Source organism: Bdellovibrionales bacterium (genome assembly GCA_016714165.1).
GTDB lineage: Bacteria > Bdellovibrionota > Bdellovibrionia > Bdellovibrionales > UBA1609 > JADJVA01.
The window spans coordinates 2203348-2229061 of the sequence record JADJNU010000001.1; the positions used below are offsets into that span (position 1 = coordinate 2203348).

The window sequence follows — 25714 nt, forward strand, 5'->3', positions numbered from 1 at the left end:
GCTTCAGTAACCTCTCGCAAGCTCGACGAAAGTTCGAATCATCGCGCCCGTGGCTCCTTTTGAGGGACAATAAGGAAATCTATTCCCACATGCCCAACTCGTCCCAGCAATATCGAAGTGCGCCCAGGGAATGCCGCTCTCCACAAACTGTTCAAGAAAAGCGGCGGCCGTGGAGCTTCCCCCTCCTTTATATGAGGAGATGTTTGAAAGATCTGAGTACGAACCCTTAATGTCCTCAACATGAAAGTCATGAAGAGGCATCGCCCACAAGAGCTCTCCTGAAACTTCAGCCGCACTTTCGATTTGCTTTCTTAACTTGGCATCGCGAGTAAAAAAACCAGTGTAAATATTTGAAAGTGCCACGACAATAGCTCCAGTCAAAGTGGCCGCATCGACAATAAGAGCCGGCTTTTGCTCAGATGCATAGGCCAGTGCATCAGCTAAAATCAATCTGCCTTCAGCATCAGTGTTTAAAACTTCGGCCGTCTTTCCGTTTCGAAAAGTCAGTACATCCCCCGGTTTATTTGCAAGGGGACCAGGCATATTTTCAGTTGCTGGCACCAGGCCTATCGCATTTATTTTTAGACCTAACTTCGCGATAGCTAACATGGTTCCAATAACATTGGCCCCTCCGCACATGTCATACCGCATTTCATCCATTTGGGCTGATGGCTTAATGCTGATTCCGCCAGAGTCGAAAGTGAGCCCTTTGCCAACAAAGGCAATTGGCTTCTTTGATTTTTCGGCTCCAAAATATTGCATAATGATAAATCGCGGATCTACAGCGCTTCCGAGAGAAACTCCGAGAAGCCCACCCATGCGTTCCTTTTTTATTTTTTCCCTTTCCCAAACGGTCACTTTGAGGCCAGTCCCCTGGGCCGCTTTGACAGTTTGATTAGCTAAAATCTCAGGGGTCATCAAATTTCCGGGGGTATCACCAAGTCGTCTGGAAAAATTTGTGCACTCGGCTAGCACCTTTGCTGTCTCCAACGCTCTTTTCAGATTTCCTTTGACCGAATTTTCGCTCACGAGAGCTGTGATTTTCTCAACAGTCGGCACCTCTGCCTTTTTCTCAGGTTGGCTTAGCATCTTTAAATCGTCGTAAGTATATTCAGCAAGCAAGATGCCCTCAAAAAAGGCTTGGGCAGCTCCCTCAGAGTCTTTGCTTGAAGCAAGGACCGAAGGCAAATGAAAGCAAGCTTTCTTGAACTTCGAAGTTTTAACCTGGTTGTAGGCAACAGCACCTGCCACTCGCAGCGTTTCATTGTCAACCAAATCACTTTCACCCAAACCAATGGCAATAACATTTCTGGCAGAACTCAAATTACAAGACCGAAAAAGAATGCTCTCCTTTGCCTTCCCAGAAAAATATTTCTCCGCAATGGCCCCCTTAATCAGCTCTGATATTTCGGACTGAATTCCCGGAAATTGCATTAAATCCATTTCCTGGACTTTCTTTTTGCCCTTCTTTACTTTTTCGGAAGTACCCTGCTGGATGGATTGCTTGGTTACAAAAATGACCAAGGTCGAATTCTCCATCTTCATTTTTTGTAAAGTCTCGATGCTCAATTCCATTTTAGGGCTCCTTCTCGTAATTAACGCGTCACATAAGGGTCATGTACCAAACAGACGCAAATTTCACCTGCAATTCATTAGCACACAGCGGCGATCGAATAAAGTCTTTTCACGCTGATAAAGTCCAAGATGCGACGACCCGATAGGAACTTGTCATCTGAAGATTAGACCTCAAGTTAGTAGGCAGGTGGGGTTGGACCTCGGTTTTTTTTGCGCCCCCTGTGGCGGAAATGACGGTAAACTGTTCCGCTCAGACGTGTTAGGGTTTAAAGTAGAGTACGGTGGTGGGAAGTAATTCATAATGAAAGAGACTTGCATGGCCTTAGTTCCAATAGTCATAGAGCAGACTCAACGCGGCGAACGCAGCTACGATATTTATTCACGTCTTTTAAAAGACAGAATCATCATTCTGGGGACTCCAGTTAGCGATGATGTGGCCAATAGTATCATCGCTCAGATGTTTTTTTTAGAGATGGAGAACCCTGAGAAAGACATCCATCTTTACATCAATTCTCCTGGAGGAAGCGTTTCTGCAGGACTCGCGATTTATGACATTATGCAATTTGTAAAATGTGACGTCAGCACTTACTGCATAGGTCTTGGGGCCAGCATGGGTTCTTTGTTGCTTTGTGCTGGAGCCGCTGGCAAAAGATTCGTGTTGCCCAATGCTCGAGTCATGATTCACCAACCACACATCATGGGTGGGGGTATCTCGGGCCAAGTGAGCGACATCGAGATACAGGCTAAGGAACTCATACGAACAAAAAATCGTCTTACGGAGATCTATCGCAAGCACACTGGAAAATCCTTCGAGGAACTTAATAAGGCCATGGATCGTGACAATTTTATGACTGCCTCAGAGGCAATGGATTATGGGTTGGTCGATTCAATTGTCACAGATCGCAAGGCCATCAAAAAAGGAAGCGAAAGCTGATGAGTAAGAAAGACAATAATGGCAACAATGCGTATGGCACTCTTTGCTGCAGTTTTTGCGGCAAGAGTCAAAAAGAGGTTAAGAAGCTCATCGCTGGGCCAGGTGTTTATATTTGCGATGAGTGCATTGAACTCTGCAATGACATTATCGCAGAAGAGAGGGACCGCGACGAAGGGGCCAATAAGTCTTTGTTGAAGGTTCCTAAGCCTGTAGATATAAAAAACTTCCTTGATGATTATGTCATTGGTCAGGATTCTGCAAAGAAGTCCCTCGCCGTGGCTGTACACAATCATTATAAGAGAATCAATTCCTCTTCTAAGGGCGTAAAAAAGGACGACGTAGAGATTTCTAAGTCTAATATTCTCCTCATCGGTCCGACTGGTTCAGGAAAAACTTTGTTAGCTCAAACCATCGCAAAAATATTGAATGTCCCCTTTGCAATGGCTGACGCGACAGCGCTGACCGAGGCAGGTTACGTCGGTGAAGATGTTGAGAACGTTGTTCTCAATCTTCTTCAAGCAGCTGATTATGACGTTGAAAAGGCCCAGAGGGGCGTTATTTACGTGGACGAAATTGACAAGATTTCACGTAAATCGGAGAACCCATCAATCACCCGTGATGTCAGCGGAGAAGGCGTTCAGCAGGCGCTGTTGAAAATTTTGGAGGGGACCGTTGCAAATTTACCTCCTAAGGGTGGGCGAAAGCATCCCCAACAGGAATTTATTCAAGTGGATACGTCCAATATTTTATTCATCTGCGGCGGAGCCTTTGTTGGACTTGAGAAAATCATCGAAAATCGAGTCAGTCACAAAGCCATGGGAATTGCGGCAGAAATCAAGACCAAGGACGAGAGACTTGAGGAGCACTCAAATCCCTTAAAAATGGTCGAGCCGGACGATTTGGCTCGGTATGGGCTGATCCCTGAATTTATCGGCCGACTCCCCGTTATTGCTGTTTTGGACTCTCTCGATGAGACGGCCCTCATCGACATCCTTGTTAAGCCGAAAAATGCATTAACGAAACAATACCAAAAATTATTCAGCTACGAGGGAGTAGAGCTTTCATTTACAGACGAAGCTCTCACTTCTATTGCACGTGAAGCCATTAAGCGCAATACCGGGGCTCGCGGATTACGAGGCGTCCTGGAAACGGCAATGCTGGACATCATGTATGAAATTCCTTCCAAGACGGATGTGAAGGAATGTATCATTGAGAAGGGTGTAATTACGCAGAAGGAGAAGCCCCGCCTGGTCTACCGGCCTGAGGGGGAGGAGTCTAGTGCCAAAAAGGCCAGAAGCTCCAATAGCGACTCCGCTGAAAGTGCTTGACCCCTGTTTCATCTGGCCTCAAATGAATGTTCGAGGATCGGACCTTTTTGGTTCGAGTTGGAATGTTTTAGGAAGGGGAATCTATGAGTGAGAATACAACTGAAACAAAAATACACAAGTTACCTCTGCTTCCTCTGCGTGATTTGATTATCTTTCCGCACATGATGATGCCCCTTTTTGTAGGCAGGGAAAAAAGCATCAATGCCCTCGAGGAGGCCATGAGCAAGCAGATTGATATCGTTCTGGCGGCACAACGAGATGCAAAGACAAACAACCCCGAACCCAAGGACATTTATGAAATTGGAACTGTGGGAACAATCATTCAACTTTTACGGCTTCCCGATGGGACTGTAAAAGTTCTCGTTGAGGGTAAGCGTCGAGTTCGAATCAAGGGATTTCTTCCGTCTGATAACTTTTTTATGGTAGAGGCCGAAGATCTTCTGGAAAAAGCTGAAAGCGAGATGGAAGCAAAAGCTCTTGTTCGCTCAGTGAAGAACACTTTTGAAAATTATGTAAAGCTAAATAAAAGAATACCCCCAGAAATTCTCATGCGTGTTTCAACAATTGAAAGCTATGGAGAACTCTCTGATATCATCGTCGCCCAGCTAAATCTCAAAATTGAGGACAAGCAGCGTTTACTGGAAATTATTGACCCGGGAGAGAGGCTTGAAGATCTACTGAGTCTCATGACTTCTGAAATCGAAATCCTTGAAGTCGAGAAGAAGATTCGCAATCGCGTCAAGAAACAAATGGAGCGATCACAGAAAGAGTATTATTTGAATGAGCAAATGCAAGCCATTCAAAAGGAGCTGGGAGAGAAAGACGATTATCAAGCCGAGATCATGGAGCTAGAGGAGCGACTAAAGAAAAAGAAAATGAGCAAAGAAGCTCGAGACAAAGTTTTGAAAGAGATAAAAAAACTCAAAATGATGTCGCCAATGAGTGCTGAAGCAACCGTGGTGCGTAACTACATCGACTGGATACTTGATCTCCCTTGGCAAAACTACTCTCAGGAAAAGCATGATATTAAGGAAGCTGAAGCCATTTTGGATGCTGACCACTGGGGTCTTGAAAAAGTAAAGGAGAGAATCCTTGAACACTTGGCTGTACAGGCACTCAATACCAAATTGAAGGGGCCCATTCTTTGTCTGGTTGGACCGCCCGGGGTCGGAAAAACTTCTCTGGCGCGCTCGGTGGCACGCTCAATGAACCGTCCCTTTGCTCGCATTTCCTTGGGAGGGGTTCGGGATGAAGCCGAGATCCGCGGTCATCGAAAAACCTACGTTGGAGCAATGCCGGGAAAGATTATTCAAGCGATGCGAAAGGTCGATACTGGCAACCCTCTCATTCTTCTGGATGAGATTGACAAAATGAGCACTGACTTCAGGGGGGATCCATCCTCTGCCCTACTTGAGGTCTTGGACCCTGAACAAAATAGCACATTCCAAGACCACTATCTTGAGGTGGACTACGACCTATCAAAAACCATGTTTTTCACTACCGCCAATTCGCTCCATCCCATTCCGCGTCCCTTACTTGACCGAATGGAGATCATTCATCTCGAGGGATATATCGAAAAAGAAAAATTCCATATAGCGAAAAAATATCTGATTCCTAAACAGATAGAAAACCACGGACTGACCTCATATAAGGTGAGCTTCACAGATCAGTCCGTCCATGAAATTATTCGCTCCTACACCAAGGAAGCTGGAGTGAGGAGTCTTGAAAGACAATTGGCTACCGTTTGTCGAAAGGTTGCCAAAGAGATCGTTTCAGATCAAGCTCAAGCAGTCATCTCTCCCTCCGCTTCAGCTAAGGAGGGGAAGGCGAAGAGCAAACCATCCAAAGCATATACGGTTACCCCAAAAAAATTGTCCGTGTACTTGGGCCCTCCCCGTTTCAAATACGGCAAGATCGAAGGACAAAATGAAGTCGGACTGACCAACGGCCTTGCCTGGACAGAGGTTGGAGGGGATTTGCTCGTCGTTGAAGTCTCCGTCGTGCCAGGTAAGGGTAAATTCACAATTACGGGACAGCTCGGAGACGTGATGAAGGAATCCTGCTCAGCGGCTATGAGCTATGTTCGTTCGCGCGGTCCCCTTTTTGGTTTTGATAAAGAGTTTTATTCCAGTATAGATGTGCACATCCATGCCCCCGAGGGAGCCATTCCAAAAGACGGACCCTCTGCAGGAATTGCGATCACAACGAGCATTGTATCGGCAATTACCAAAATCCCAGTGAAGCGAACGGTAGCCATGACGGGTGAAGTCACTTTGCGTGGACGGGTCCTCGCAATTGGCGGCCTTAAGGAAAAAATCCTGGCAGCACATCGCGGAGGGATAAAAATGGTCCTTATTCCAAAGGAAAATGAAAAAGACCTCAAGGATATCCCTGCCGAAGTGCTCAAAGAACTCAAAGTCATTTCGGTTGATCACGTCGATCAGGTTCTCGTCAATGCCCTTGATGTGAAAAATGCAAAGGAGATCTTTAAAGTTCGATCCCAACGGTCTTCCGGAATCAAGGCTCAGTATACAGGACATTCTCTCCAGCATCATTAGACCCCTCTGTGGAATTGGCACGGAGAAGAGGCCCCCACTTCTCATTTGTGCGGGGCTCCAAGGGTGCGCTGTGCTTTGTTTGTGGTCATATTTACCGGGCGTCGCCAGGAGCTCGGGGAATCCCCGGCTATTTGTCCAAAATCCCTGCCACTCAAGGCCTCCAGCCTACTTTTTGACAAAAAATTGACCTTTCCTTCAGCTTTTGCAAGAAATTATGATACAAAATACAGAATCTTAAAAACCTGCAAATGAAGAAATTTGGCGGAAATGACCATGAAAGAGGAGTCAATCTACGAAATCGGAAAACTCTATTTTGATCGTGGAGATTTTCGATTGGCGGCGGAGAAGATTTCTCATGCTTCAACCCATTTTTATGATGAAAGGGATTTCCCGGGATTCCTTAAGTGCCAAAATGTGCTCTTGCGCATCTACGCGGAAATGGAAGATGTCAAAAAAATCGAAGCTATCAAGGAGTCTCTTCAGGACCTCGTCCTACACAAGAACGTGGAACTCAACGCAAAGACCTACTACACCCTCGCTCTTTGCGCTTCTTATAAGGCACAACATACCAGAGCTGTTGAGTTTTTAGAAAAGTCTATGGCGCTCGCTCTCTCCGCAGATAAGAAAGAAGAAATTTGTTATGCGGTCCATGGGCTGGAAAGCGTGTATCATTTCTTAGGTCACTACGAAGATGCACTCAAAGAGATCTATAACCTCCAAGTTTTTTTTCAAGTTCTTGATTTCCCGGATTTGCGCTTATCCAGTCAGGTTTTGAATGGCCATATCTTGCGTAAAATGGGAAAATACGAACAGTGTCTCGACGTTTTTTGGCAATGCTATGATCTTCTGAAAATTCAGAAAAATCTTTACATGTATGTCAGCTTGTTGTTTGCCATGGGTATTACCTACGCAGATTCAGGGGAAGTGGATCTCGGGCGAATGTACTTGAACTTGGCGAAACGTTCTGTCGACCCAGAAAATCTGAAATATCTCTCTCGAAGCATTGACGAACGACTCAAGCTAATTGGGGCTTCGCATGATTCGGACTTCGATATCGTCTTTGATTCTGAAACAAACACTGTGACCGAAAAGAAAAAAGGCAAAGTCGATTTTAAAAATCAATTTATACTCTTAGATATGCTTAGATTATTTTTGAAAAACCCTGGCGAAGTATATACCAAAGAATCCCTCGTTGAGAAAGTCTGGAAGCAAGACTACGATCCGGCAGTTCATGACAATAAGATCTATGTTACGATCAAGAGGCTTCGAAAAATGATCGAACCCGACTACGACAAACCCAAATACATTTATCGAGCTAAAAATGGATATTATTTGAATCGTAACGCTCGGATTTTGTATGATAACAGCATAAGTTGACTGCGAAATATGAAGCTTCTTGGGGGATGGAATGAAAAAGTCCGCGATAATTCTCATGTCAATTCTGATGGTCACGGCATCGGCACTCGAACCAGTGGCGGGTACCGATGACCCCGTCCCGTGGCCCTTTGCTAACCACTGCCCCTTTCCCTGGCAAGAGATTAGCGGACTTTGGAAGGTGATTGACGGGCCCCAGGGGGCACCAACCGACTTTTTTGAGTTCACCACGGGAGGAATAACGCAGAGCGGCTCTTACATTGTTGAAATTCGACGATTCAACAGTGATCTAAAGGAAATTGCCACCGGCCGGGGCATTTCGCCGGCCGGGCAGAGAATCCTTCGATTTGCTATGGTCAATCTCGTACCAAAAGCATCTGAAGAAGCCAGCTACACCGTATTTGTGGGTAACTATGTTGAAAAAAGCAAATTTTCTTGCGACAAAGACCGTGTCTTTACGATTGTTACTATCAGACCCTACCTCGAGGAAAATCCGACAGCTAATGTCTTAGATAAACATTACATAATTGAAAAAAGCAAAGAAGGGAACAGCAAGAATCAAGATGGGAATAAAGAGGCATCCGGCCCTTGAACGAAGTTGATGGAACAAAAAAACGATCTGGACAAGTCGCATGTTTTTCTTTACCTTCCAGCAAGATTTCTCGAGAAAAGGAAATAGGGGATTAGCTCAGTTGGTAGAGCGCCACCCTTACAAGGTGGATGTCGTCGGTTCGAGCCCGGCATCCCCTACCAAATTCCGTTCATACACAAAAAATCGAAATTCAAAAATAAAAACAAAAGCTAAGTCGCGGGAATCATAAGGGTTCCCGCACGTTTATTAACCAACGGGCTTTTTGTTCATCTGGACTTACCTAACGCAAACTAAGCCGAACTAAGGCTACTTTGTAGGACTTTTGTAGTCGTCGCTGTAGGAATCGGCAAAACGAATACAAAATGCGATTCAAGTGCCATTGCGACCTTCACAGACCGCGCGTCTCGAAGCTGCTCAATCAAAAAAATCTACAACAACAAACTACGGCAAATTTTGTGGCATTTGCATTTGGACAAAAAGCGCGCGAATCGCCTGCTTGTCCGCTTCTGAAAGCTGATCTGGATAAGGTAAGTTTTTAAATACGGCGGCAAAGGACCAGAGGCCTTAGAACTTTGAAAGGTTAAATGCATCATAAATAAACTTTGTCGTCCCAGAGGAAATTGGAGAGATTTTGGCCAAGGTAATGATGTAGTTTTCGTTTTTCTCGTCGAACTGTTCTCGTATTGTCTTCTCCGCTCTGCGGATCATCTCTTCTCCCAACTCTGGATGGTCACCTATGATTCTGCTTAAGTGGTCGAGCAAAGGCATTAACACCAATTCAAAGTCCACCAACGGCGTACGCAAGGTCTTTAAGTCTACTTTTTGAAGTGCCTGGTAAAAGGCACTGGTTCCTTTAAATGCAGAATCGTCGACTGTTGTGGTACTCCTGGATCCTTGTGCGTCCCTGGCGATCATCTGAAGAGATTGAGATAGTGAACTAACCGTGCTTTGAACGGGTGCACCAACTCCATACTCATTACTTATGTGTTGGACGTATCCACTAAATACTTTTTGAAAGGCAACATGCACTTGATCTTCCAAAAACGCGACCGTGTGACTTTGCTGATGGGACAGCTCAACCTCCAAATAGACGGCAAAAATCACGAGATAAATACTGTCCTTTGATTTGCATCGAGAGATATTGAGAAAAAAGTTTTCCCAAGTATCTCGCATAGACGCGCCTAGACCCAATTGAACTGCTCTTGATATGTCCCTGGAATCAATGTTGAAGATTTGAGCCAACCGATTCAATGCGATCAAGAATTGATCAAATTGAACTCGATTGGAATAAACTGAAACAAAGTCATTAATCAAAAAATTGGGGGCAATCGTCGAGTTTGGATAAGCCGTCGCCTCTTCCAAACTGAGCCGGCCAGCTGCGAATTCGGCAAGATTTTGGAAAAATGCAAAAACCTCATCTTGATCCCTCTGAGTCTGACGGGCCAGTCTTTGTGGTTCATTTAGGCGTCGAAGATCGCTAGAGCTATCGGCACCTCGCCACAACAGCTGGGCGCAAGGGCTGAGAGATACAGAGGTTGTTGGCCCGGCAGCCCAAGAAACTGTGCATGAGAGGAATAAGGCAGCTGCGGTGAGAAAAATGTTCTTCTTAGCCATATCGAATCCTTGTTTGTAAATTGGTCCTAAAAGCACTTAGCCAGTTCTGAACCTCTTCACTTCAAAATATTCACCATCTATCGATGCCCCCTAAACGCATTAAATGGGCTTTGGCACCTAAAAAGCCCTATTGTTGCCTTGACCGGCGTAACTGTGGAGCCAAATCCTGTCAGATTTTCATGGGGTTGCACCCTGGGGGAGCGTCTGAACGAATCGCAAATTAGTTCGCGAACGCTCCCTGGTCGCATTTTTATGCGATATGAAATGGCCGCTGTAACCCACTAAAATCGGCGACGCTGTGCTAACATTAAAAGTCGAGGAAGGGGTGACGCAATGGAAGAGGAAAAACACAAATCCGCGAAGCCGAAAAAGGGGCGTCCGGCAACTGGTCTTAAGTTGCAGGGAACAGAGCAAACATTCCACCGGGAATATGAAGGACAAGAGCCAAAGGTGGTTGAACATTCGGGACCATCTTCAACTCCCTTAGAGGACGATGACAAAACTGTCAAACTTGCAGACCACAAATATCCTCCGCCAAAGCGCCACCCGACATTTCAGAAAATTTGGGTTGAACACATCGACAACATCACCGCGCGCGAGAATTTTAAAGTTGGACACTTACACTCACTTGAAATTTTGTGCGATCTTTTCGTTGAATACGGGGAGCTAACCAAATTCATCCAAGAAAATGGTCGCTCTTATAAATCAGTTGGTCGCAGTGGCGTTATTTGGAAATTCTATCCTGAAGTTGCACAGATCAAAAATGTCCAATCTCAAATCAAAGATTATATGAAGCTGCTCGGGCTTTTGCTTAAAAAGGACCATTCCATCGAATCGGGCGGTGAGAAAAGTGAATGGGAATTATGATTGGCCAAAAGGAAAGCTAAAGTGGAAGCCATTTAGGTCTGGTTAAAATGTGCAAGGGTTGATGAGTTTCTTGACTCCAGTTCATTAATAATTTTGTTCGCCGCCCTTCTCTTTCTTTCTTTTTTTTCCGGCTCTGAATTATTGGCGCTCCGTCAGGGGCCAATATGGCATTAATTAAACGATACTTAAGATCATTGTTCCACCCACGGTGTTTGTTGGGCGTGCCCAAGGTTCTAGATAAAGTTTTAAAAGAATTTGATTCAAGTCATTCAAGTCTGAGTGGCTTTACCGTCATGACTACAAAACAGAAGCGGAGTTGAGAACCTTGATTTTTGAGTATATTGAAATCTGGTACAACAAAAAGAGTTTGATTGCATTCATCACTTGGCTATCAGAGTCCTTTAGTTAATCTAATCCCAGACGACGATGGTAACTCTCAATTTCGGGTAGCATTTGTGCTTGTATGCTTCTTAAGGCCACCCAGGCGTTAGTGTGACTTTTTGTGATGTCGCTCTGTTGCAATCCTACCTTTTCTGCGAGCAAATTTATCGACTGCTGCAGCGTATGAATGAGACTTGGTGAAGCGAATTCTGATAACAGATTAAGTATCAGGCTGTATGTTCCAACAACCAAATAGATTTTTTGTTTCTTTTCTTGGGTTGTCATTACAGAACTCTGAAAAACGTAATTAAAATCTCCTGCGTTAACAATCTTGTCGGCCAATGCAACGTCGGCTAGTGCTTGAGCTAAATCGGTTTTTCCATTTCGTACAAGCCGTTCCAAATATGCCCTAGACTGTAGAACATAACCCGTTTTTTCTAGCTGCGTTTGACGCTCCTCCTCATCTGCCGCAAATACAAAATCGGATTCAAATTTGTCATAATCTAAGGAGGGTTCTGTTAGAAAAATGGCTGATAAAAATCCGACCTGTGAAATATCATTAGCATTTGAGCGCAAGACATTGACTGAGTCGGCGCTGATACCTGGTCCCTCCTCAAGATAATCGTGCATGATAGCGCCAGCAATAACATCAGAACGTAATGGGTACGGCATCGGCAACAATTCGTTGAGGACTATTGCAAGTCGAATAGGGTGATCAATATATGGGGTTGTATTATCCTTCCGCGTGACGCTGTTTAGGGCTGACATACTGAGTGCAATCGCATTTTGCACGATTCGAGACTGCGTTATCCATGCGGGAAGGTCAGTGTGCTTGGCGCGTAATTTTGCGACGAGGGTTTTTCCTTTTTCAGGTAATTGCTCTAAAATAACACTTTTACCGTTCGTGGCAGACGCGCTTGACGGCATTCGGATTCGAATAGCCCAACCTCTGAATCTATTAATAAGGTCAATTGACCTTCCATCCTCTAGCGGAAAAAACTTGTTTAGATTGCGCCTTGCTGTATCTGCGTCGGCCCAGGTCACAGGCACTTGTTCAACAACACCAGATAACAAAAAAGCAGCTAGTATTCGATGATTAGTGGTCCATATCCGTCCTTGGGTATCTTGGAAAACAACTATTTTGGGAAGCTCGTTTGGACTCAATTGCCCTGCTTGTAACTTTCTAGCGTTATCAACGACGTCATAACTTGAATTCTCTTCGATATCGTCTGTCTTTGGATCTCTTAGTGAAGCCCATCGTGCGGCTCTTTGCATGAAACGTATTTCTTCAATAGATAAATATTCTCTCTTTGTCGCAGATTCCGTCGGCGTTGGAACAATTAGATTCCCACGAAAAGTTTGTCCGTCCACATTAATGGGATCAGGATACTCGTAAAACATTTCAAAAAGTTTTTCTTCCGATTCAAAATAAACGCGTTCATAGTTGAGACCCCTTAATGACGGTAAATTATTGCCAAGAAGAGTAGCGCATACTGACGCGCGACAACTCTCGCCGACGGATAGGCATAACATTAAAGAAAATATCCCGCGGATTGGGATCTTCATCGACGCTTTCTTGCTTGCTGCTGCCGTCGCGCTGTCGTTTCTTGAACAAGCCTTACAAAGCGAGCTTCAAAATCACCAGACACAAATTGTATCAATCGTCTTGTAAGTTCCGAACTTTGAGAAGGATCTAAATTGACGGGACTACTCCTTTGTCCACGCCCTATTTGGGTTTCAGTAGCTCCAAGGGGATAATCCCGCACAGCTTCACTAGGGCTACCCGCATCAGCATTCAGATAGCGCCCACGGTTAAAAAAATCCTGAAATCGTCTGGGTTCAAAAACCCGAACATCCAAAGATTGATCATGTTCGCGAATAGATCCACTAATTGGTATGACGGAATATTCTTTTCTGTTTGGATCATCCACATTTCGATCTATATCTTCGACATGAAAGTATGTTTCAAATAACGCGGTGAAATCGAAGGCCTGAGTATAGCGCGGCCAACTCAAAGCAAATTCCTTCAAATCGCCAAACCCGCGCAAATGATCAGTTATGCGGTAGAACCTATGCAGCCAGAGTTCAGATGCTGCATAATAGGCTTCTGATGTCATAGTTAGACCCAACATGGCCGAGCCATATCCACTTCTTTTTGCAATTGCCAGGAACTCTAGCGTTAACAGCGGTTGGTCGGCCTGATCCACATACATGATATGAAGCCCCTTGCTTATGGCGGCTTCAACGATTTTTCTCGAAATGTCGTAGTACTCCTCCACAAGTAAAGGTGATTTTTCAGGATGCTGGTAGTGACCTCTAATCGCAAACTCTGGCAAAGACATAAAGCTCAATGGGGTGATAACCACGGTATTTTCTAACTTGAGCACCCCTTCGCTCAAAAGCAGTCTCTGCAGATAGGTCATTCCCACTGACATTCCGCCCGCAACACTCACAAATGCCCTTTTCCCTTCTACGGCAACCTTTTTAGACAAAGCCTGTTGTATGATTTGCTCGTGAATGGCCGTGCGCTCTGGCGAATAAATTCTACGTCCAGATGAATCGCGATCGTGAGAATAGATTGCCGAAGTGGGGACTATATCAAGTGAATTCGGATTCAAAGGGTCAATATTTTTTCCTGTATCGACCATATGTTTGGGATATCTCTCAATAAAATCTTGATCAGGCTTTTCAAAATTAACAGGCACAGGTTGTGCCATCAGTTGGGTCAGTCGATGAATGGCCACGGCATGGTCATCTAAGGGAGAAGATACTTGAATCCACTCAAATCCTGGAAAGTGCGTGGCAAAGAAATTTGGATCCTGCTGTAGGACAAGATCCAGAACAGCGGTATCAGTAAGTTCCAAAGTTAGGTATTGAGCAATAAGAATTAATTTTTCAGTCTCAAAAGTCATTCCGACAAATCTATCGTGATAGGCAGATTTCATCTGAGCCTTTTCGTTCAGAAATAAGTCGATAACTCTATTAACGATTTGTTCAAATGGCGCAGTTGTTTTGGCAAAAAGATGAATGCGACTAAATTCAGCAAATTGACGAAACTCGGCCTTCAAATTCTCGGAAAAATCCGCAGTTAAAGATGTTTGTTGCCGCACTTGTTCTGCAACATTTATCCCAAATGTTTCGATGTTGGCTTTGGTTGTCGAGAGAAGGTCACCCATCTGATATTGCCTAAAGGCTACGGCAAATTGACTAAAAATGTAGTCACGAAGAATTGGATCAGATTCAACCACGGATTCAATATCAGATAGATCCATCGGTGTAGAGGCCGTCTGCTTGAATTTTTCAGCAAATTTCCTTAAAAGCCCCTGATAGACTCTAAATGCGCTTGGGAAATGCTGCCGTAGATCTGCTGGAGAAATCCGACCGACACGCAATCCATCTTGAATATCCGTTGCATTGAAGGCAATTCGATCGGACTGTGCTGCTATTTGGCCCTCAATGTGATTGAATTGCGCAATATTCATGCGCGAAAAGTCGGCGTGTTGACGTAAACTTAGGGGAAGTTCCTCGACAAGGTGATTGTCAAAACGCCTCGGCCTAGATGAATCGAATCTCCAAAATCTCTTAGCCAAACCCTCTAGCACTTCAGTGCCTATAAGGGTTGGATCACTCGACCAGTCAGTAACAACATGAAGGCCTGCAGCATCGTGGTCCCAAACAAGACCATGTTTAGAAAGTCGCTTTCTTAGGGCGGTTTCACCCCAATGAGAAAATACGGGATGGCCAATGTCATGAGCTAAACCAATAACAGCAGCTAAACTTTGACTTGCCTCAGAGAGACCTAATTCACGAGTTAATTCACTTGCAATGACTGCGACGTCCTCTGAATGCATTTGTCTGTTTGTTAAGTTTTCATCAGAGTAGTTTATGGCAAACTGATACAAGCCCCTTAAATTCCTAAATTTCTGAAGGCCTCTGATGTAATCAGCTTGCTTTCGATAATGGCTGGCGTTTCTATGAAGGCGATGTGCTATTCCCAGGCTGTATCGCCCAACGTTTGCCGAAACTTCCCGTCTTGATACCTTCGAGACTATTAGTAGCCTGTGACAAATAGGATCGCTTGCTAAAGCCCATTCATTAGCGGTGAATACAAACAAAAAAGCTACAACCCTCAAGCTCATCAGCGCTCTCCAGGTTGCATTTCAATATTGCGTACCAGCCAGCGCGCTGCTGCAGCCGTCCGCTCTGCCAACACATCAATGGAAGTCCACGTGAGTGTGGGGGAATTCATAAATTCTTCATCGGGGACAATTTGGCCAGCACTTGGGCCGACGATGATAGATCGTGGATTATCACTGCCCTCTAATGTTGTGCCAATTTTCACATATCTTCCGTCAGGTAATCGGCCCATAATTGGTTTAGAGTTTTTATCCACAGAAGAACCATGGGACGTCCAAGTTATTGGCGAATGATCATATGCCGTGGCAAATATAACCTTATCATAAATTCGAGACCTTCCATCCGCAGCGGTCAATTGTATTTTTTCTGTACCTTCTTCAATGACCACGTGAACCTTATGTGCACGTCCTAGTAACCTGTTATACTTTTGAAACTCACGATATGTTCCAATGGTTGGCGCGAATCTGTTATTTGTCTTGGCATTGAAGTCAAAATGGGTATCTGATTTTTGTCCCCACCAATCAATGGAAAGTACACCACCGTTTTCTTTGATGCCAGGTCCGAGCTTTTGACCAAGTTGACCGTCTTCTGGCTGGCCATAAATTTTACCTGGACCATAGCCCGAAAGTGCTTCAACAACCGTTCCTCCTGCCCCTCCCGCGCCGATGACCGCTACGCGCTTACCTTCATAGGCGCTCAAGAACGATCTCTCTCTTCCTAATATTGTGATTTGCGAAGCTCGCACAGCTAGTTCTCCATAGTGTTCCACGAGTGGTGCATTTAGTGGGTTCATCGCATTTTCAGATTCTTGCTCAAGTCTTAGCAGCAGTTCCATGGACTCTTGGTCCACAACTCCATAGTTGGCGAGATTCCCAAGCCCAGAAGCTAAAATAACGGCCTGGGTTTCAATACTTATTCCATTGTCGAGCGCTACGGAATATTTTGCTCCGTCGAATGTTACTCCTTTTACTACTTGATGCAAAAGGATTTCACTTGAGGAATACAGATTGAGCGCGATGATATTCCCCAGATCGCGAGCCATAATATAACCTGGTTCGGCAACATCAAGCAATTGAAAGGGTGCATTAGGGAATGGATGTGCACTTCTTTCGATCAACTCAGGAGCATTGAGGCGATAAAATCCGCCAGTCGCTGCAAAAACACCACCGATTTCATCTGACGCAGTTACAACGAGGACTTTGAGCGATGGGTTTGCTAGCCGAATGTTGACAGCAGAGATGGCGGCATGTGGCCCATCGCCAATAACGATCACATCGGGTTTAAAACCGAACGGCGTTGGGCGTTTGAGATTTGCTTCTAAGGTCAGCGATTTACTATTAACTCTCTCAGAGATTTCTGTAGCAGCGGCTTGGAGTTCTCGACCTCGAATAGCGCCTGACTTAATTTTTTCACGGAACTGAAGAATTTTATCTTTCGAAAAACCCGTCTTGAGTTCAGTAATCTGTGCTTGTATCTCTGAAACTGTATCTGGTGGGTGTTGAATGTGAACTTGCCGACTGGAGTAAAGCAAACGGCGGCAAAGGGCGGCATCGCCCGTGCTCGCCCAAGCAGAGAGTGTACCTGTTAAAAGAGCAATAGCCCCAAACAGAGTTAAGATAACTCCCGATCTAATACGGGATTCTCTTGATCGCACTTTAACTTCCTCGAAGAACCTGAATTACTAAAATATTTTCAGTGCAAATTACACGCCAAAGTGGTGGAGTTCTATTAATCTGGCGCGGTAAAAGGCGTAGCGTTCTTAAATGGTTGGTTGGCAGTAAGAGAGGTTCGACAACCTAAATGTCGATTAAGTTGTCGAAGTGACGAGTTTGAGCCTTGTGAAAATTATCTTGTGGCGCATTGCTTTGAATTAAAAGACACCGGTGAAGTGACAGTGAGGGGCCCTTTGGGTTTGTTTTTGGTGCAACTAACGTGAGTCACCGAGACCAAAGTCCAAAGAGAAAAACCATAATACCTAAGTCGAGCATTGGGGCTGAAATAAAAAAGTCCATCAAACAAGACCTTTCGCATAAGCTTTAATTTGCAGAAAAAAACTCGCGGAGGTACAAGGATGGACTTCTCTCATCTCATCACGACGGCCCTTGGTTTACAAGATGTGACTATCGAAAAGTGGACTGCGGGCGGTTGACTGGAAGCCTACTGCCTAAAGTGTAAAGGTCGGCAGTCCAAAGTTTGAATTTGACCGGTCAGAGTTGAGTTTAAGAGAATTCGTGAGGCAAGATAGAGCCTCCTGTCTCTGCCATCAATGCGGCAATCAGATAGGCTATGTACATGAGTGGAAAGAGAGATCTTTGCGTGCCCCGCCGTTTGGGGCCTTTTTGTATGTGGAGGTGATTCTCTTTCAGCTGAGAGGGTACTGACGGTAACGTGGCTGTTGCTGGTAATACGGGCTCCGCTCGCGTCATGCGTGGCGGCAGCTGGAGAGTCAATGCACAATACTTGCGTTCCTCTAATCGCTACAACGACCTCCCTGATAACCGCAACGACCATTTCATTTTCAGTAAAAATGAAGACGGCTGTTTTATGATGAAACATCGAGAGGGTTAACTTGGTGGCAGAATTATAAAACAAAAGAGGGCTGCGTAGCCCCCTTTGAAACGCAATAGTTATTGGGCCTCCGAGACCTTCAGCCATTCCTTGTGTTTCAAATATTGATTAAAAGTTTCCTTATATTGTTTTAATAGTAACTTTCTTTCTTATTGATTTTGGCAATCAACGTATTTCTGCCACAATTCAACGGCCTGTTTATTCAATCGGATTGATAAATCCATTTTCATACCCTCCGTTGCCGTCAACGCTACAGATCGCTTAGAGGGCATCAATTGAGCAGAAATCAGACTCACCCTGAGCCGAGAAACTCGAACTTTTTTGTATAATAATATTGATAACGCAATAAGGCGCTTTTGGTCGTTGAGTCGACCGTCATTAAATCCTATAAATTGGAATGTGTAACTTGGTAGAGCGCTACCCTTACCAGGTGGATGTCGTCGGTTCGAGCCCGGCACCCTTTACCATTTATTTAAAATCAGCGAATAGTGCAGAAACAAAAATTATCAGAAAAATTGATAAATTCGATACGCACTCAACTGAATACATGAGGCGAAGCCATTGAGTACCGTTAGGCCAAGTATCTTTGAAATTGCGGTCGTATTTGCACGAATCGGAATAACCGCATTTGGCGGTCCTGCCGCCCATATCGCGATGATGGAAACGGAGATTGTTAGTCGCCGCGGCTGGATCTCTCAGGAAGAGTTTTTGGATCTTCTCAGTGCTACAAACCTAATCCCCGGACCAAACTCAACAGAAATGGCAATCCATATTGGCCGTAGGATGGCTGGTTGGCGCGGCTTGGTTGTTGCCGGCGCCTCCTTCATTGGTCCAGCCTTTTTAATTGTTTGGGCAATCTCTTGGTTTTATATGAGTTTCAGCTCACTTCCCTCATTTCAATCAATTTTTATCGGTGTTAAACCGGTGATTCTGGCTGTCGTTGCTCAAGCGATTTGGAGCTTATCAAAGACTGCCATTAGGGATCGAGTTCTTGCCCTATTCGCGGCTCTCGCGCTGACCTTATATCTTGTTTTTGGCAATGAACTTTTGATTTTATTATTGATTGCCATTTTAAACCTCCTATTCCGTCTCGAGCTGAAGGTTCCTCGAGGAAAATCCTTTATCATCATTTGGGTGAGTTCAATATTTCTCTATCCCTGGATACAGGCGCTGGCGCAAGCGATGGAGAAGAATAAGGTGGCCATCGAAGACCTCTTTGGATACTTTTTGAAAGTGGGGTCAGTTTTATTTGGAAGTGGCTATGTGCTGATTGCTTTCCTTCAAAGTGACCTCGTATATCGATATCATTGGGTCACCAAGCAACATCTGGTTGACGCAATTGCGGTTGGTCAATTCACTCCCGGCCCTGTCTTCTCCACCGCCACCTTTATCGGTTATGTGATTGCCGGTCACAAGGGAGCCGTGGTTGCGACCATTGGTATCTTTTTGCCAGCTTTTTTGTTTGTCGGACTGAGCGCTCCGCTCATACCTGCGCTTCGTCGGTCCGCATGGACGGCTCCGATCCTTGACGGGCTTAATATGGCCTCTCTCAGTCTCATGGCTGGAGCTGCCCTGATCTTGGCGAAGGGAACCATCAACTCCGTTTATGGTGCTTTGGTCTTCGGATTGAGTTTGATTCTACTGGTGAGGTTTAAAATCAATTCGGCCTGGTTAATACTGATCGCTGGTCTTTTAGGATTCTTCAATTTGACCAACTGATTATAAAGTATCAGTTTGGCGATCCTCCCCACTCCACTGGTCTCAGTGGCTAAAGTTCTATGCCCCATTTGGAGCCAAAAGATTCCGAATAAAATCCTGGGGCTGCACAGGGGTAATCAATAATGGATGATCATTTCGTAAGTGAACGAGGACAAACTCATCGGTTCGTGAAATATACATTCGAAATAAACAGCGCGACGTCTTAAGAAGACCAAATCCACCCCAAAGGCCACCAGCTCCAATTCTCATACCCATCCCATATTCTTTTCGAAATTCTGAACTGGAGATGATTTTGGCACCTAAGATATCAGATTTTTTCCATGACTTATTTCTCATTGGCCATTGAATTGTGAGAAAATCATGGCTGACAATAAATTGCTTGGGGCGAAACCAGGTCCACACAACAAGACAAGCTATGATGAAAACGACACACAGACCAATTGGTGCAATAGAATGCGGCCAACCCACTTTTATTGATACAATGCCAAATACAATAGGAAGTGCCAACACGAAAGCGGTCATTACGGCGATCGGTCTGCACATGGGCGCTAGCGCGTAGCATTCACTTACTGATTCGCCAGATCGTCTCATCACTGATCACTCACTCAGCTATTTCCAGATATTCTCAATCAAGGAAGCCTGAAGGTCGTTTTGATTGAGGGAACCCAGTCCCCATTCATCTTCAATTAACCGCAAAATACTGTAGTGATTGAGTGGGGTTGAATTCTCAATACCCCCGATCACGGAGTCCCCGTAGGCGACCGTGTAGATGTTCTTGCCCCCTCCGGTCACAAATCCGGCCTCGTCAAAAGTCACAATCAACAATAGATCACTCATGAAACGAGAATCATCAAGCAAATCCTTAAAGCGACTAGCAAACCATCGATCCGCGTAGGCAACTCCCGTATCGTGACCATTGCTCTTGTTGTTGGGTATAAATAGCGAATATTCAGGAAGACTACCGTTCTGAATGTCTTTCTCTAATTCTTCAGAACTGTTAATCCGAGCACATCTACTAGAATTTTCCTGAATATTTTTAAAACTTAAGAAGGGAACATGTTTTCTCGCATAGTTTCCCGATTTCGCTCCAAGATAACAATTTCCGGGATAGCTCTCTGCATAGACCTTCCAGCTCAGTCCTTTGGCCTCTAAGAGATCTCCCACGTGCGAAACATCAAGGGTAACAGGCGCGTCCGTCCTTACATCGTAGGTGCTCCCGCTGACCAAAGCGATATAGTTTCCTTGAGAAGGACGCGTTTCAGCAGAAAAATTTTTAAACAAGGCACCTCGTTCAGCAAGGAACTTAAAGAAGGGTTGCTTTATCGTGTCCCGAAAACTGGTATTTTCAAAAACGATAATAAAGACCTTTTTAAAATGAGACTTCCTAGGAAGCTCTTCGGCCCAGCTTGAAAATGAGCCTAGGCCCAGACAAACAATAAAACCAAATCCCACAAACAAGCCCCATTTTTGAAGCCGACGATGAATGACCATACTTCTCCCCAGTTTCAACAAATCAGATAAGAAAATTTGAAAACAAATTCAGCCCGATTAAAATCTCCTTCAATATTGCCCTAGGCCCCCATTTGGCACAAGAATTCTCCCTATTCTCCAAGATATCGGTTTACCTTATAGAGGTTTGATGCGATTGGTGGTGTCCAAACAGAGATACAAAGGAGAGGAATGACACAGCTCATCTATTCGGAAAAGAAGCGAGCCAGAGTCGTCACCTTGTTCATTTTGGTGAACACTCTTATTTACCTTGCCTGGTCTTTTTCCGCCCTTAATCCGAGTGATTCCGAATTTATGATGCAAAATTTTCTTGTCAGCTGGAGAAGCGTAACTAGCGGACAGTATTGGACTTTATTAACTTCGGTGTTTTCACATAATATGTTTTTGCATTTTTTTATGAATATGTACGTCTTGTCCAGTTTTGGACCTATTGTGGAGCGATTGCTTGGATCATTTCGTTTTTTCGCTTTCTATCTTTTTGCAGGAATTGTGAGCTCCTTATCCCACTCTCTCGTGTCGGCCTTTATTCTGAGAGAACCGGATTTACCTGCTCTCGGTGCATCAGGTGCGATAGCTGGTGTAATTCTTCTTTTCTCAATGCTTTTTCCTCGCCAAAAAATTCTCATTTTTGGATTAATTCCAATTCCTGCGGTATGGGGAGCTGTTTTATTTATAGGACTTGATCTTTGGGGACTCGTGGCGCAAGCCGGAGGAGGCGGATTGCCCATAGGACATGGAGCCCACCTTGGAGGGGCATTCACCGGGATCATTTACTACTATTTCTTTCTCAAGCCAAAACTTCGCAGAACTTGAAAAGATTACGAGCCACCCACAAGAACAAGGCGGCGACAATTATTTTGGTCGCTTCTCTTTCCTGAAGGTTCAAAATGGAGGACAGCTCTTTCCCTTCTCACAGGGGAATCGCCATCTAAAATAGCCAAACGTCCGATCTCATAAAATCTATTTTGACGAGGATCCTCTCGCGAAATGAAGTTCCCGTTCTTATCTCTTATCAGTTCATTTAGCATCTGAACGGGAGTTCGCCCTTGCGTTTCTGACAAACGGGCTGCTTCAAGAATAACTCCGAGGGAATACAGAAGCTTCTGCCTCTCTCTTTGCCAATCAAGCAACCCACCATCGCCATCTACCTCACGCGGAACGTATCGAGAATCCACGCCTTCAGCTCGTGCCTGGCTGATTTGAGCCAAATCTTTGAAATACCCCATGGCGTGATCAATCCACAGCATGTTTCTGCGCTGATCCTCCGAACCAAAATCTTTGATATCGTCAATCAAAATGGCTCTTTCCAAATTGATGTTCTTCATGACACTCCTTAAATCTTTCTTGAACCTTGAAGAAAAAGGAAGACTCGAATCAGTGCTGACATTTGTGAGATTGTGTTTCGTCAAAATTTGAAATGCGACATCAAAAGCACTTAAGCCAGGCAATATTTCCAACTGACGTAACATATGTTCAATTCTATCGGTTGAACCGCCACTAAAAAATGAAATGCGAAATCTTGAGTCTCTCGCTAAGCGAAAAATAACTTGGGCGGCGTAATCTGAAAATCGAAAAAAGGTTTTTGAAAAACGAAAGGTTCCCGCATCAAGGGTCGAATGACCCGACGACGGCAATAAATAAGCCAAAGTCCAATCAATATCGATGATTAAATCAATTGGATCACGCTTATGCCCTCGCCTCGTCGTAAAGTCAATTGAGCTGCCAGGACCCACTTGATCAACAAAGCTAGCATACCTCCCATCTCTGATGGCTGAAATGATCCTTGGATATCTCTCATTGCTGACTGTGATGACCTCGTCGAAATCATCAGCAGTTTCGGCGAAAACAATCTTGATGGACTCTGCTTTATCCAAAATATCTTTTGCGGGTACTCTTCGCTGGCTGTCTTGAAATCTCAACTCCTCACGCTTCAGTGCAGAATCAACAGAAGTCCGAATCCTGACCAAAACCAACCGATAATTTCTTCCGCTGGATCTGGCTGCCCTTATCAACTCGCGCTGAGACTGCAAATGGGAGGCCGACCCATCCAAAGTAAAGGAAACTCCCCTTCGAATCGCCAAATAAGTTGCAATGTCAGCTGCTAACAGAGATTCGCGATGCACATACACGGCCGCCTTTGCCGGATCAGAGAGCAGCAGTTCCTGATACTCCCGAAACTTTGGTTTGAATTGATCTGCGGCAATGACCGTTCTTAGGCTATTTGGAATAAAGCCACTGCTGACCAGCGCTTGATGTATTGTCGATTTGCCACTGCCGGGTGTCCCCATCAGAACGTAAATTGTGGGCCTCTGTGTGCCACCAACCTCTAGCGAACCATCTTCTCCTGAAAGACAAGCTCCAACCATCGCATCCAATAGCTGCTGACGCTCAGGAGAGGGAATGCCAAAACTCGCAATATCAAAATCACCTTTAACTTGAGCGGCGTAACCGGTGTATTCTGAGCCCCCGCTGTTCCGGCTGAGGCTGTCTTCTTCATGAGAAAAATCACCCCATGCAGGTAGACTCAAAGTGAGAGTCACCCAGAATATAACCAAACCAGCTATGTCTGAAAATTGCCTTGAAATATGAATGCCAACAAACCAAGTTTTTCTAATCTTCAATCGAGCGCTCCCATCTCTCTCCTTGTATTCAATTCACGTGCCCCACCTAATGACTTAAGAGGAGCCGATTCAACACGGACCACGAGGGGCCTGACAAGGTTTTAAATATATCTTAATATATTAGTCAATACAGATAGTTACCTTCTATTCAGCAGAATGATTAGGTAGGATGAAAGGACTGCTCAGGCTGAGTTTTTCTGGAAGGAAACTCATTCCCTCTAAAAGAATAAGTGTGCCTGAAGTTGTAAAACTTTCTCTTTTGTTTTGACGCCATTGGATTCATTTGACCGGTCAATTCCCAAAAGTTCTAACTCCATTCCAGAGAGCAGAAATGATTTGAAGCCTAAAAACACTTCACTTGATTTTCCAACACCCAATCGCGGGGACCGGGATACATTTGAATAGGCATAACCAAACGGGAAGTAATTTTCGCGCCATAATTTGGCTTTGGCATCAAGGGTCACCACATTCCCCCCGTCCTTCTTGCCCGGCGCGAATTCCTCTTCAACTCTCAGCCATTCAGCATTTGCAATGACAGGCCCAAGCATACCTCCTCCAGAGACCGATATCATTTGTTTGATTAGCTTTTGTCCAGAGGTTTCATTTGTTGTGTTCCAATAAGATAGGTTCGCAGAAAGGGATTTTGTGACGGCCCTTGCGCCCAAGTTCGCCACAAATCCCGTATCTTGAAAGGACGTGGAATTGGCTATGGGTGCGATGGCATGAATATTAAAATAGGGAACATTCGGCGATCCCCCCAAACCTGCCGCCTTGTAAATAACCCGGTATGAGCTGCTTCCAAAAGACAACTCCTGAGCAAGAGAGTTGTGGTCAGGAACATAATTTCCGAACATAGGCCGATACAGACCCGCCATAAGCCAGGTGTTAAACCACAGATCATCGGCAATAAAGTAAGCTGATCTTACTTGTGAACTTGTTGTAACAGCTTCTTCAAGATCCTTGTTTGCGGGAGTATTAAAAAACCTGCTCTCGAGAACCAAAGAGATCTTCTCTCGAACAGGCCTGAATCGTATGCCCATATCTACCGACATGGGAAAACTGAGATCTGTTTTTATTCCATCTCGATCCACATTCCCGTAAATGTACCGAATATCCCCTCCAGCATAAATCCATTCTCGCCTTTCTAGACGATAGGGGTCTTCCTCCGGAATACTTTTTAAAAATGTTTCCCTATCTACCTCAGTCTTCCATTCATTGTAATCCGAGCGATCGTAGTCTTTGAGCCTTGGATTCAAGGTTCTAGATAGAACCAGGGTAGGGACTCCCTTATCGGTACTTAAAACGGGAGCAGACTTTTCTGGCGTAACATCAGCTTTGGATCTTGAAACACGGCCCGCCTTTTTACTTTGCTTCCCTTTCTCTGTTTTTGAACGAGAAGTTTCATCGTCATCCGCCTGCTCGGAACTTTTGGCGTATTTCTGATCCTTAAGAGGCGCTGGCGTGTATTTATTCCGAAGCGTATCGGAATAAAAGGAACGAAGCCAACGCTGTTGATTCCAAACTCCGTATTGGTTACGAATACCGCCGCCATTTGGATTAACGTGACATCCTTGGCAGGACAAAGTGCATCGCCTTTCACTGGCCTTGAGGTTATAGCGGCCGGGAGCGTGGCAGGCAGCACAGTTTTGAGCATATCGATTTGAGACCCAGGGTTCTGCAAGTATTTTCGAAGCGGGCAGTGGCGATGCCAGCACACATAAAATGAGAAATCTTTGAATCATTGACATTCAATTTCAACTTTCAGGCCTGAGCCTAATTATTGTGAACCCCATTGGCTCATTAGCCTATTAGCTTGATCTTAGAAAATTTACTTGTGACCAGTCAATTTGTGCCAGATAAAGACGGACTAAAGACCGACTTTAGTCTCACCGATTTGACCCATTTCGGCTTTGGAAGTTCGAAATCACACACTTATC

The 25714-nt window shown here is 44.8% G+C and carries 18 protein-coding genes, 1 tRNA gene and 1 pseudogene; 10 read left to right on the forward strand and 10 right to left on the reverse strand.

All coding sequences use genetic code 11. From position 1 onward, the window contains the following. Nucleotides 1-3: 3 nt before the first annotated feature. Complete coding sequence (locus IPJ71_10080) at nt 4-1575, reverse strand: leucyl aminopeptidase (protein ID MBK7844029.1); 1572 nt, start codon at nt 1573-1575, stop codon at nt 4-6. A gap of 316 nt (nt 1576-1891) precedes the next feature. Here IPJ71_10080 and IPJ71_10085 point away from each other — a divergent pair, with 316 nt between their 5' ends. The 6 genes from IPJ71_10085 to IPJ71_10110 all read left to right on the forward strand — a co-directional run bounded on the left by IPJ71_10085 (nt 1892) and on the right by IPJ71_10110 (nt 8522). Then, nucleotides 1892-2509: an ATP-dependent Clp protease proteolytic subunit gene (locus tag IPJ71_10085; GenBank protein MBK7844030.1), complete on the forward strand. Its 618-nt coding sequence runs from the start codon at nt 1892-1894 to the stop codon at nt 2507-2509. Continuing rightward, nucleotides 2509-3837: an ATP-dependent Clp protease ATP-binding subunit ClpX gene (clpX, locus tag IPJ71_10090; GenBank protein ID MBK7844031.1), complete on the forward strand. Its 1329-nt coding sequence runs from the start codon at nt 2509-2511 to the stop codon at nt 3835-3837. The genes IPJ71_10085 and clpX overlap by 1 nt, the downstream gene beginning before the upstream one ends. Nucleotides 3838-3920: 83 nt before the next feature. Next, entirely contained in the window at nt 3921-6395 is a 2475-nt protein-coding gene (gene lon, locus IPJ71_10095; GenBank protein MBK7844032.1) for an endopeptidase La, read from the forward strand. A 267-nt stretch (nt 6396-6662) separates the two neighbouring features. After that, complete coding sequence (locus IPJ71_10100) at nt 6663-7772, forward strand: winged helix-turn-helix domain-containing protein (protein MBK7844033.1); 1110 nt, start codon at nt 6663-6665, stop codon at nt 7770-7772. A 31-nt stretch (nt 7773-7803) separates the two neighbouring features. Next, nucleotides 7804-8361, forward strand: coding sequence for a hypothetical protein (locus tag IPJ71_10105; GenBank protein MBK7844034.1), 558 nt, complete (start codon nt 7804-7806; stop codon nt 8359-8361). An 85-nt stretch (nt 8362-8446) separates the two neighbouring features. After that, nucleotides 8447-8522, forward strand: a tRNA-Val gene (locus IPJ71_10110). A gap of 403 nt (nt 8523-8925) precedes the next feature. On the opposite strand, the gene IPJ71_10115 is transcribed toward IPJ71_10110, so the two are convergent. Further along, nucleotides 8926-9975, reverse strand: a complete 1050-nt coding sequence (locus IPJ71_10115) for a hypothetical protein (protein ID MBK7844035.1) — start codon at nt 9973-9975, stop codon at nt 8926-8928. A 333-nt stretch (nt 9976-10308) separates the two neighbouring features. Here IPJ71_10115 and IPJ71_10120 point away from each other — a divergent pair, with 333 nt between their 5' ends. Together IPJ71_10120 and IPJ71_10125 are read left to right on the forward strand one after the other, a co-directional pair. Further along, nucleotides 10309-10842, forward strand: coding sequence for a P27 family phage terminase small subunit (locus IPJ71_10120; GenBank protein MBK7844036.1), 534 nt, complete (start codon nt 10309-10311; stop codon nt 10840-10842). Between the two features lie 262 nt (nt 10843-11104). Then, nucleotides 11105-11251: pseudogene (locus tag IPJ71_10125) on the forward strand (IS3 family transposase). Here IPJ71_10125 and IPJ71_10130 read toward each other — a convergent pair. The 4 genes from IPJ71_10130 to IPJ71_10145 all read right to left on the reverse strand — a co-directional run bounded on the left by IPJ71_10130 (nt 11248) and on the right by IPJ71_10145 (nt 18015). Then, nucleotides 11248-12789 (reverse strand): hypothetical protein, encoded by a 1542-nt coding sequence (locus tag IPJ71_10130; GenBank protein MBK7844037.1) that lies wholly within the window; start codon nt 12787-12789, stop codon nt 11248-11250. The pseudogene IPJ71_10125 and the gene IPJ71_10130 overlap by 4 nt on opposite strands. Then, nucleotides 12786-15362 (reverse strand): HD domain-containing protein, encoded by a 2577-nt coding sequence (locus tag IPJ71_10135; protein MBK7844038.1) that lies wholly within the window; start codon nt 15360-15362, stop codon nt 12786-12788. The genes IPJ71_10130 and IPJ71_10135 overlap by 4 nt, the downstream gene beginning before the upstream one ends. Further along, on the reverse strand, nt 15362-16891 hold the full coding sequence (locus IPJ71_10140) for a hypothetical protein (GenBank protein MBK7844039.1): 1530 nt from the start codon (nt 16889-16891) through the stop codon (nt 15362-15364). Before IPJ71_10140 ends, IPJ71_10135 begins: the two co-directional genes overlap by 1 nt. A gap of 626 nt (nt 16892-17517) precedes the next feature. Continuing rightward, nucleotides 17518-18015 (reverse strand): hypothetical protein, encoded by a 498-nt coding sequence (locus tag IPJ71_10145; GenBank protein MBK7844040.1) that lies wholly within the window; start codon nt 18013-18015, stop codon nt 17518-17520. Between the two features lie 456 nt (nt 18016-18471). Between IPJ71_10145 and chrA the strand changes: the two genes are divergently transcribed. Further along, the gene (chrA, locus tag IPJ71_10150) at nt 18472-19647 is read left to right on the forward strand and encodes a chromate efflux transporter (protein ID MBK7844041.1); all 1176 of its coding nucleotides are present in this window, start codon (nt 18472-18474) and stop codon (nt 19645-19647) included. A 57-nt stretch (nt 19648-19704) separates the two neighbouring features. Here the strand turns inward: chrA and IPJ71_10155 are convergent, their stop codons facing one another. Then, on the reverse strand, nt 19705-19983 hold the full coding sequence (locus IPJ71_10155) for a hypothetical protein (protein MBK7844042.1): 279 nt from the start codon (nt 19981-19983) through the stop codon (nt 19705-19707). A gap of 273 nt (nt 19984-20256) precedes the next feature. After that, nucleotides 20257-21138, reverse strand: a complete 882-nt coding sequence (locus IPJ71_10160) for a hypothetical protein (GenBank protein MBK7844043.1) — start codon at nt 21136-21138, stop codon at nt 20257-20259. 189 nt (nt 21139-21327) lie between these two features. Here IPJ71_10160 and IPJ71_10165 point away from each other — a divergent pair, with 189 nt between their 5' ends. Then, nucleotides 21328-21969 carry a rhomboid family intramembrane serine protease gene (locus tag IPJ71_10165; GenBank protein MBK7844044.1) on the forward strand — a complete coding sequence of 214 codons (642 nt, stop codon included), beginning with the start codon at nt 21328-21330 and terminating at the stop codon, nt 21967-21969. A gap of 5 nt (nt 21970-21974) precedes the next feature. Here IPJ71_10165 and IPJ71_10170 read toward each other — a convergent pair whose 3' ends face one another. Continuing rightward, a complete protein-coding gene (locus IPJ71_10170; GenBank protein ID MBK7844045.1) occupies nt 21975-23777 on the reverse strand; it encodes a zeta toxin family protein in 1803 nt (600 codons plus the stop codon). A gap of 218 nt (nt 23778-23995) precedes the next feature. After that, nucleotides 23996-25519 carry a hypothetical protein gene (locus IPJ71_10175; protein ID MBK7844046.1) on the reverse strand — a complete coding sequence of 508 codons (1524 nt, stop codon included), beginning with the start codon at nt 25517-25519 and terminating at the stop codon, nt 23996-23998. Nucleotides 25520-25714 lie beyond the last annotated feature (195 nt).

Bases quoted from the DNA above. Each gene is read 5' to 3' on its own strand.
- IPJ71_10160 (MBK7844043.1), bottom strand. From the start codon at position 21,138: ATGGTCATTCATCGTCGGCTTCAAAAATGGGGCTTGTTTGTGGGATTT.
- IPJ71_10120 (MBK7844036.1), top strand. From the start codon at position 10,309: ATGGAAGAGGAAAAACACAAATCCGCGAAGCCGAAAAAGGGGCGTCCG.
- IPJ71_10155 (MBK7844042.1), bottom strand. From the start codon at position 19,983: ATGAGAAATAAGTCATGGAAAAAATCTGATATCTTAGGTGCCAAAATC.
- IPJ71_10175 (MBK7844046.1), bottom strand. From the start codon at position 25,519: ATGATTCAAAGATTTCTCATTTTATGTGTGCTGGCATCGCCACTGCCC.
- IPJ71_10100 (MBK7844033.1), top strand. From the start codon at position 6,663: ATGACCATGAAAGAGGAGTCAATCTACGAAATCGGAAAACTCTATTTT.
- lon (MBK7844032.1), top strand. From the start codon at position 3,921: ATGAGTGAGAATACAACTGAAACAAAAATACACAAGTTACCTCTGCTT.
- IPJ71_10080 (MBK7844029.1), bottom strand. From the start codon at position 1,575: ATGGAATTGAGCATCGAGACTTTACAAAAAATGAAGATGGAGAATTCG.
- IPJ71_10135 (MBK7844038.1), bottom strand. From the start codon at position 15,362: ATGAGCTTGAGGGTTGTAGCTTTTTTGTTTGTATTCACCGCTAATGAA.
- IPJ71_10105 (MBK7844034.1), top strand. From the start codon at position 7,804: ATGAAAAAGTCCGCGATAATTCTCATGTCAATTCTGATGGTCACGGCA.
- clpX (MBK7844031.1), top strand. From the start codon at position 2,509: ATGAGTAAGAAAGACAATAATGGCAACAATGCGTATGGCACTCTTTGC.
- IPJ71_10165 (MBK7844044.1), top strand. From the start codon at position 21,328: ATGACACAGCTCATCTATTCGGAAAAGAAGCGAGCCAGAGTCGTCACC.
- IPJ71_10130 (MBK7844037.1), bottom strand. From the start codon at position 12,789: ATGAAGATCCCAATCCGCGGGATATTTTCTTTAATGTTATGCCTATCC.
- IPJ71_10115 (MBK7844035.1), bottom strand. From the start codon at position 9,975: ATGGCTAAGAAGAACATTTTTCTCACCGCAGCTGCCTTATTCCTCTCA.
- IPJ71_10085 (MBK7844030.1), top strand. From the start codon at position 1,892: ATGGCCTTAGTTCCAATAGTCATAGAGCAGACTCAACGCGGCGAACGC.
- IPJ71_10145 (MBK7844040.1), bottom strand. From the start codon at position 18,015: ATGGCTGAAGGTCTCGGAGGCCCAATAACTATTGCGTTTCAAAGGGGG.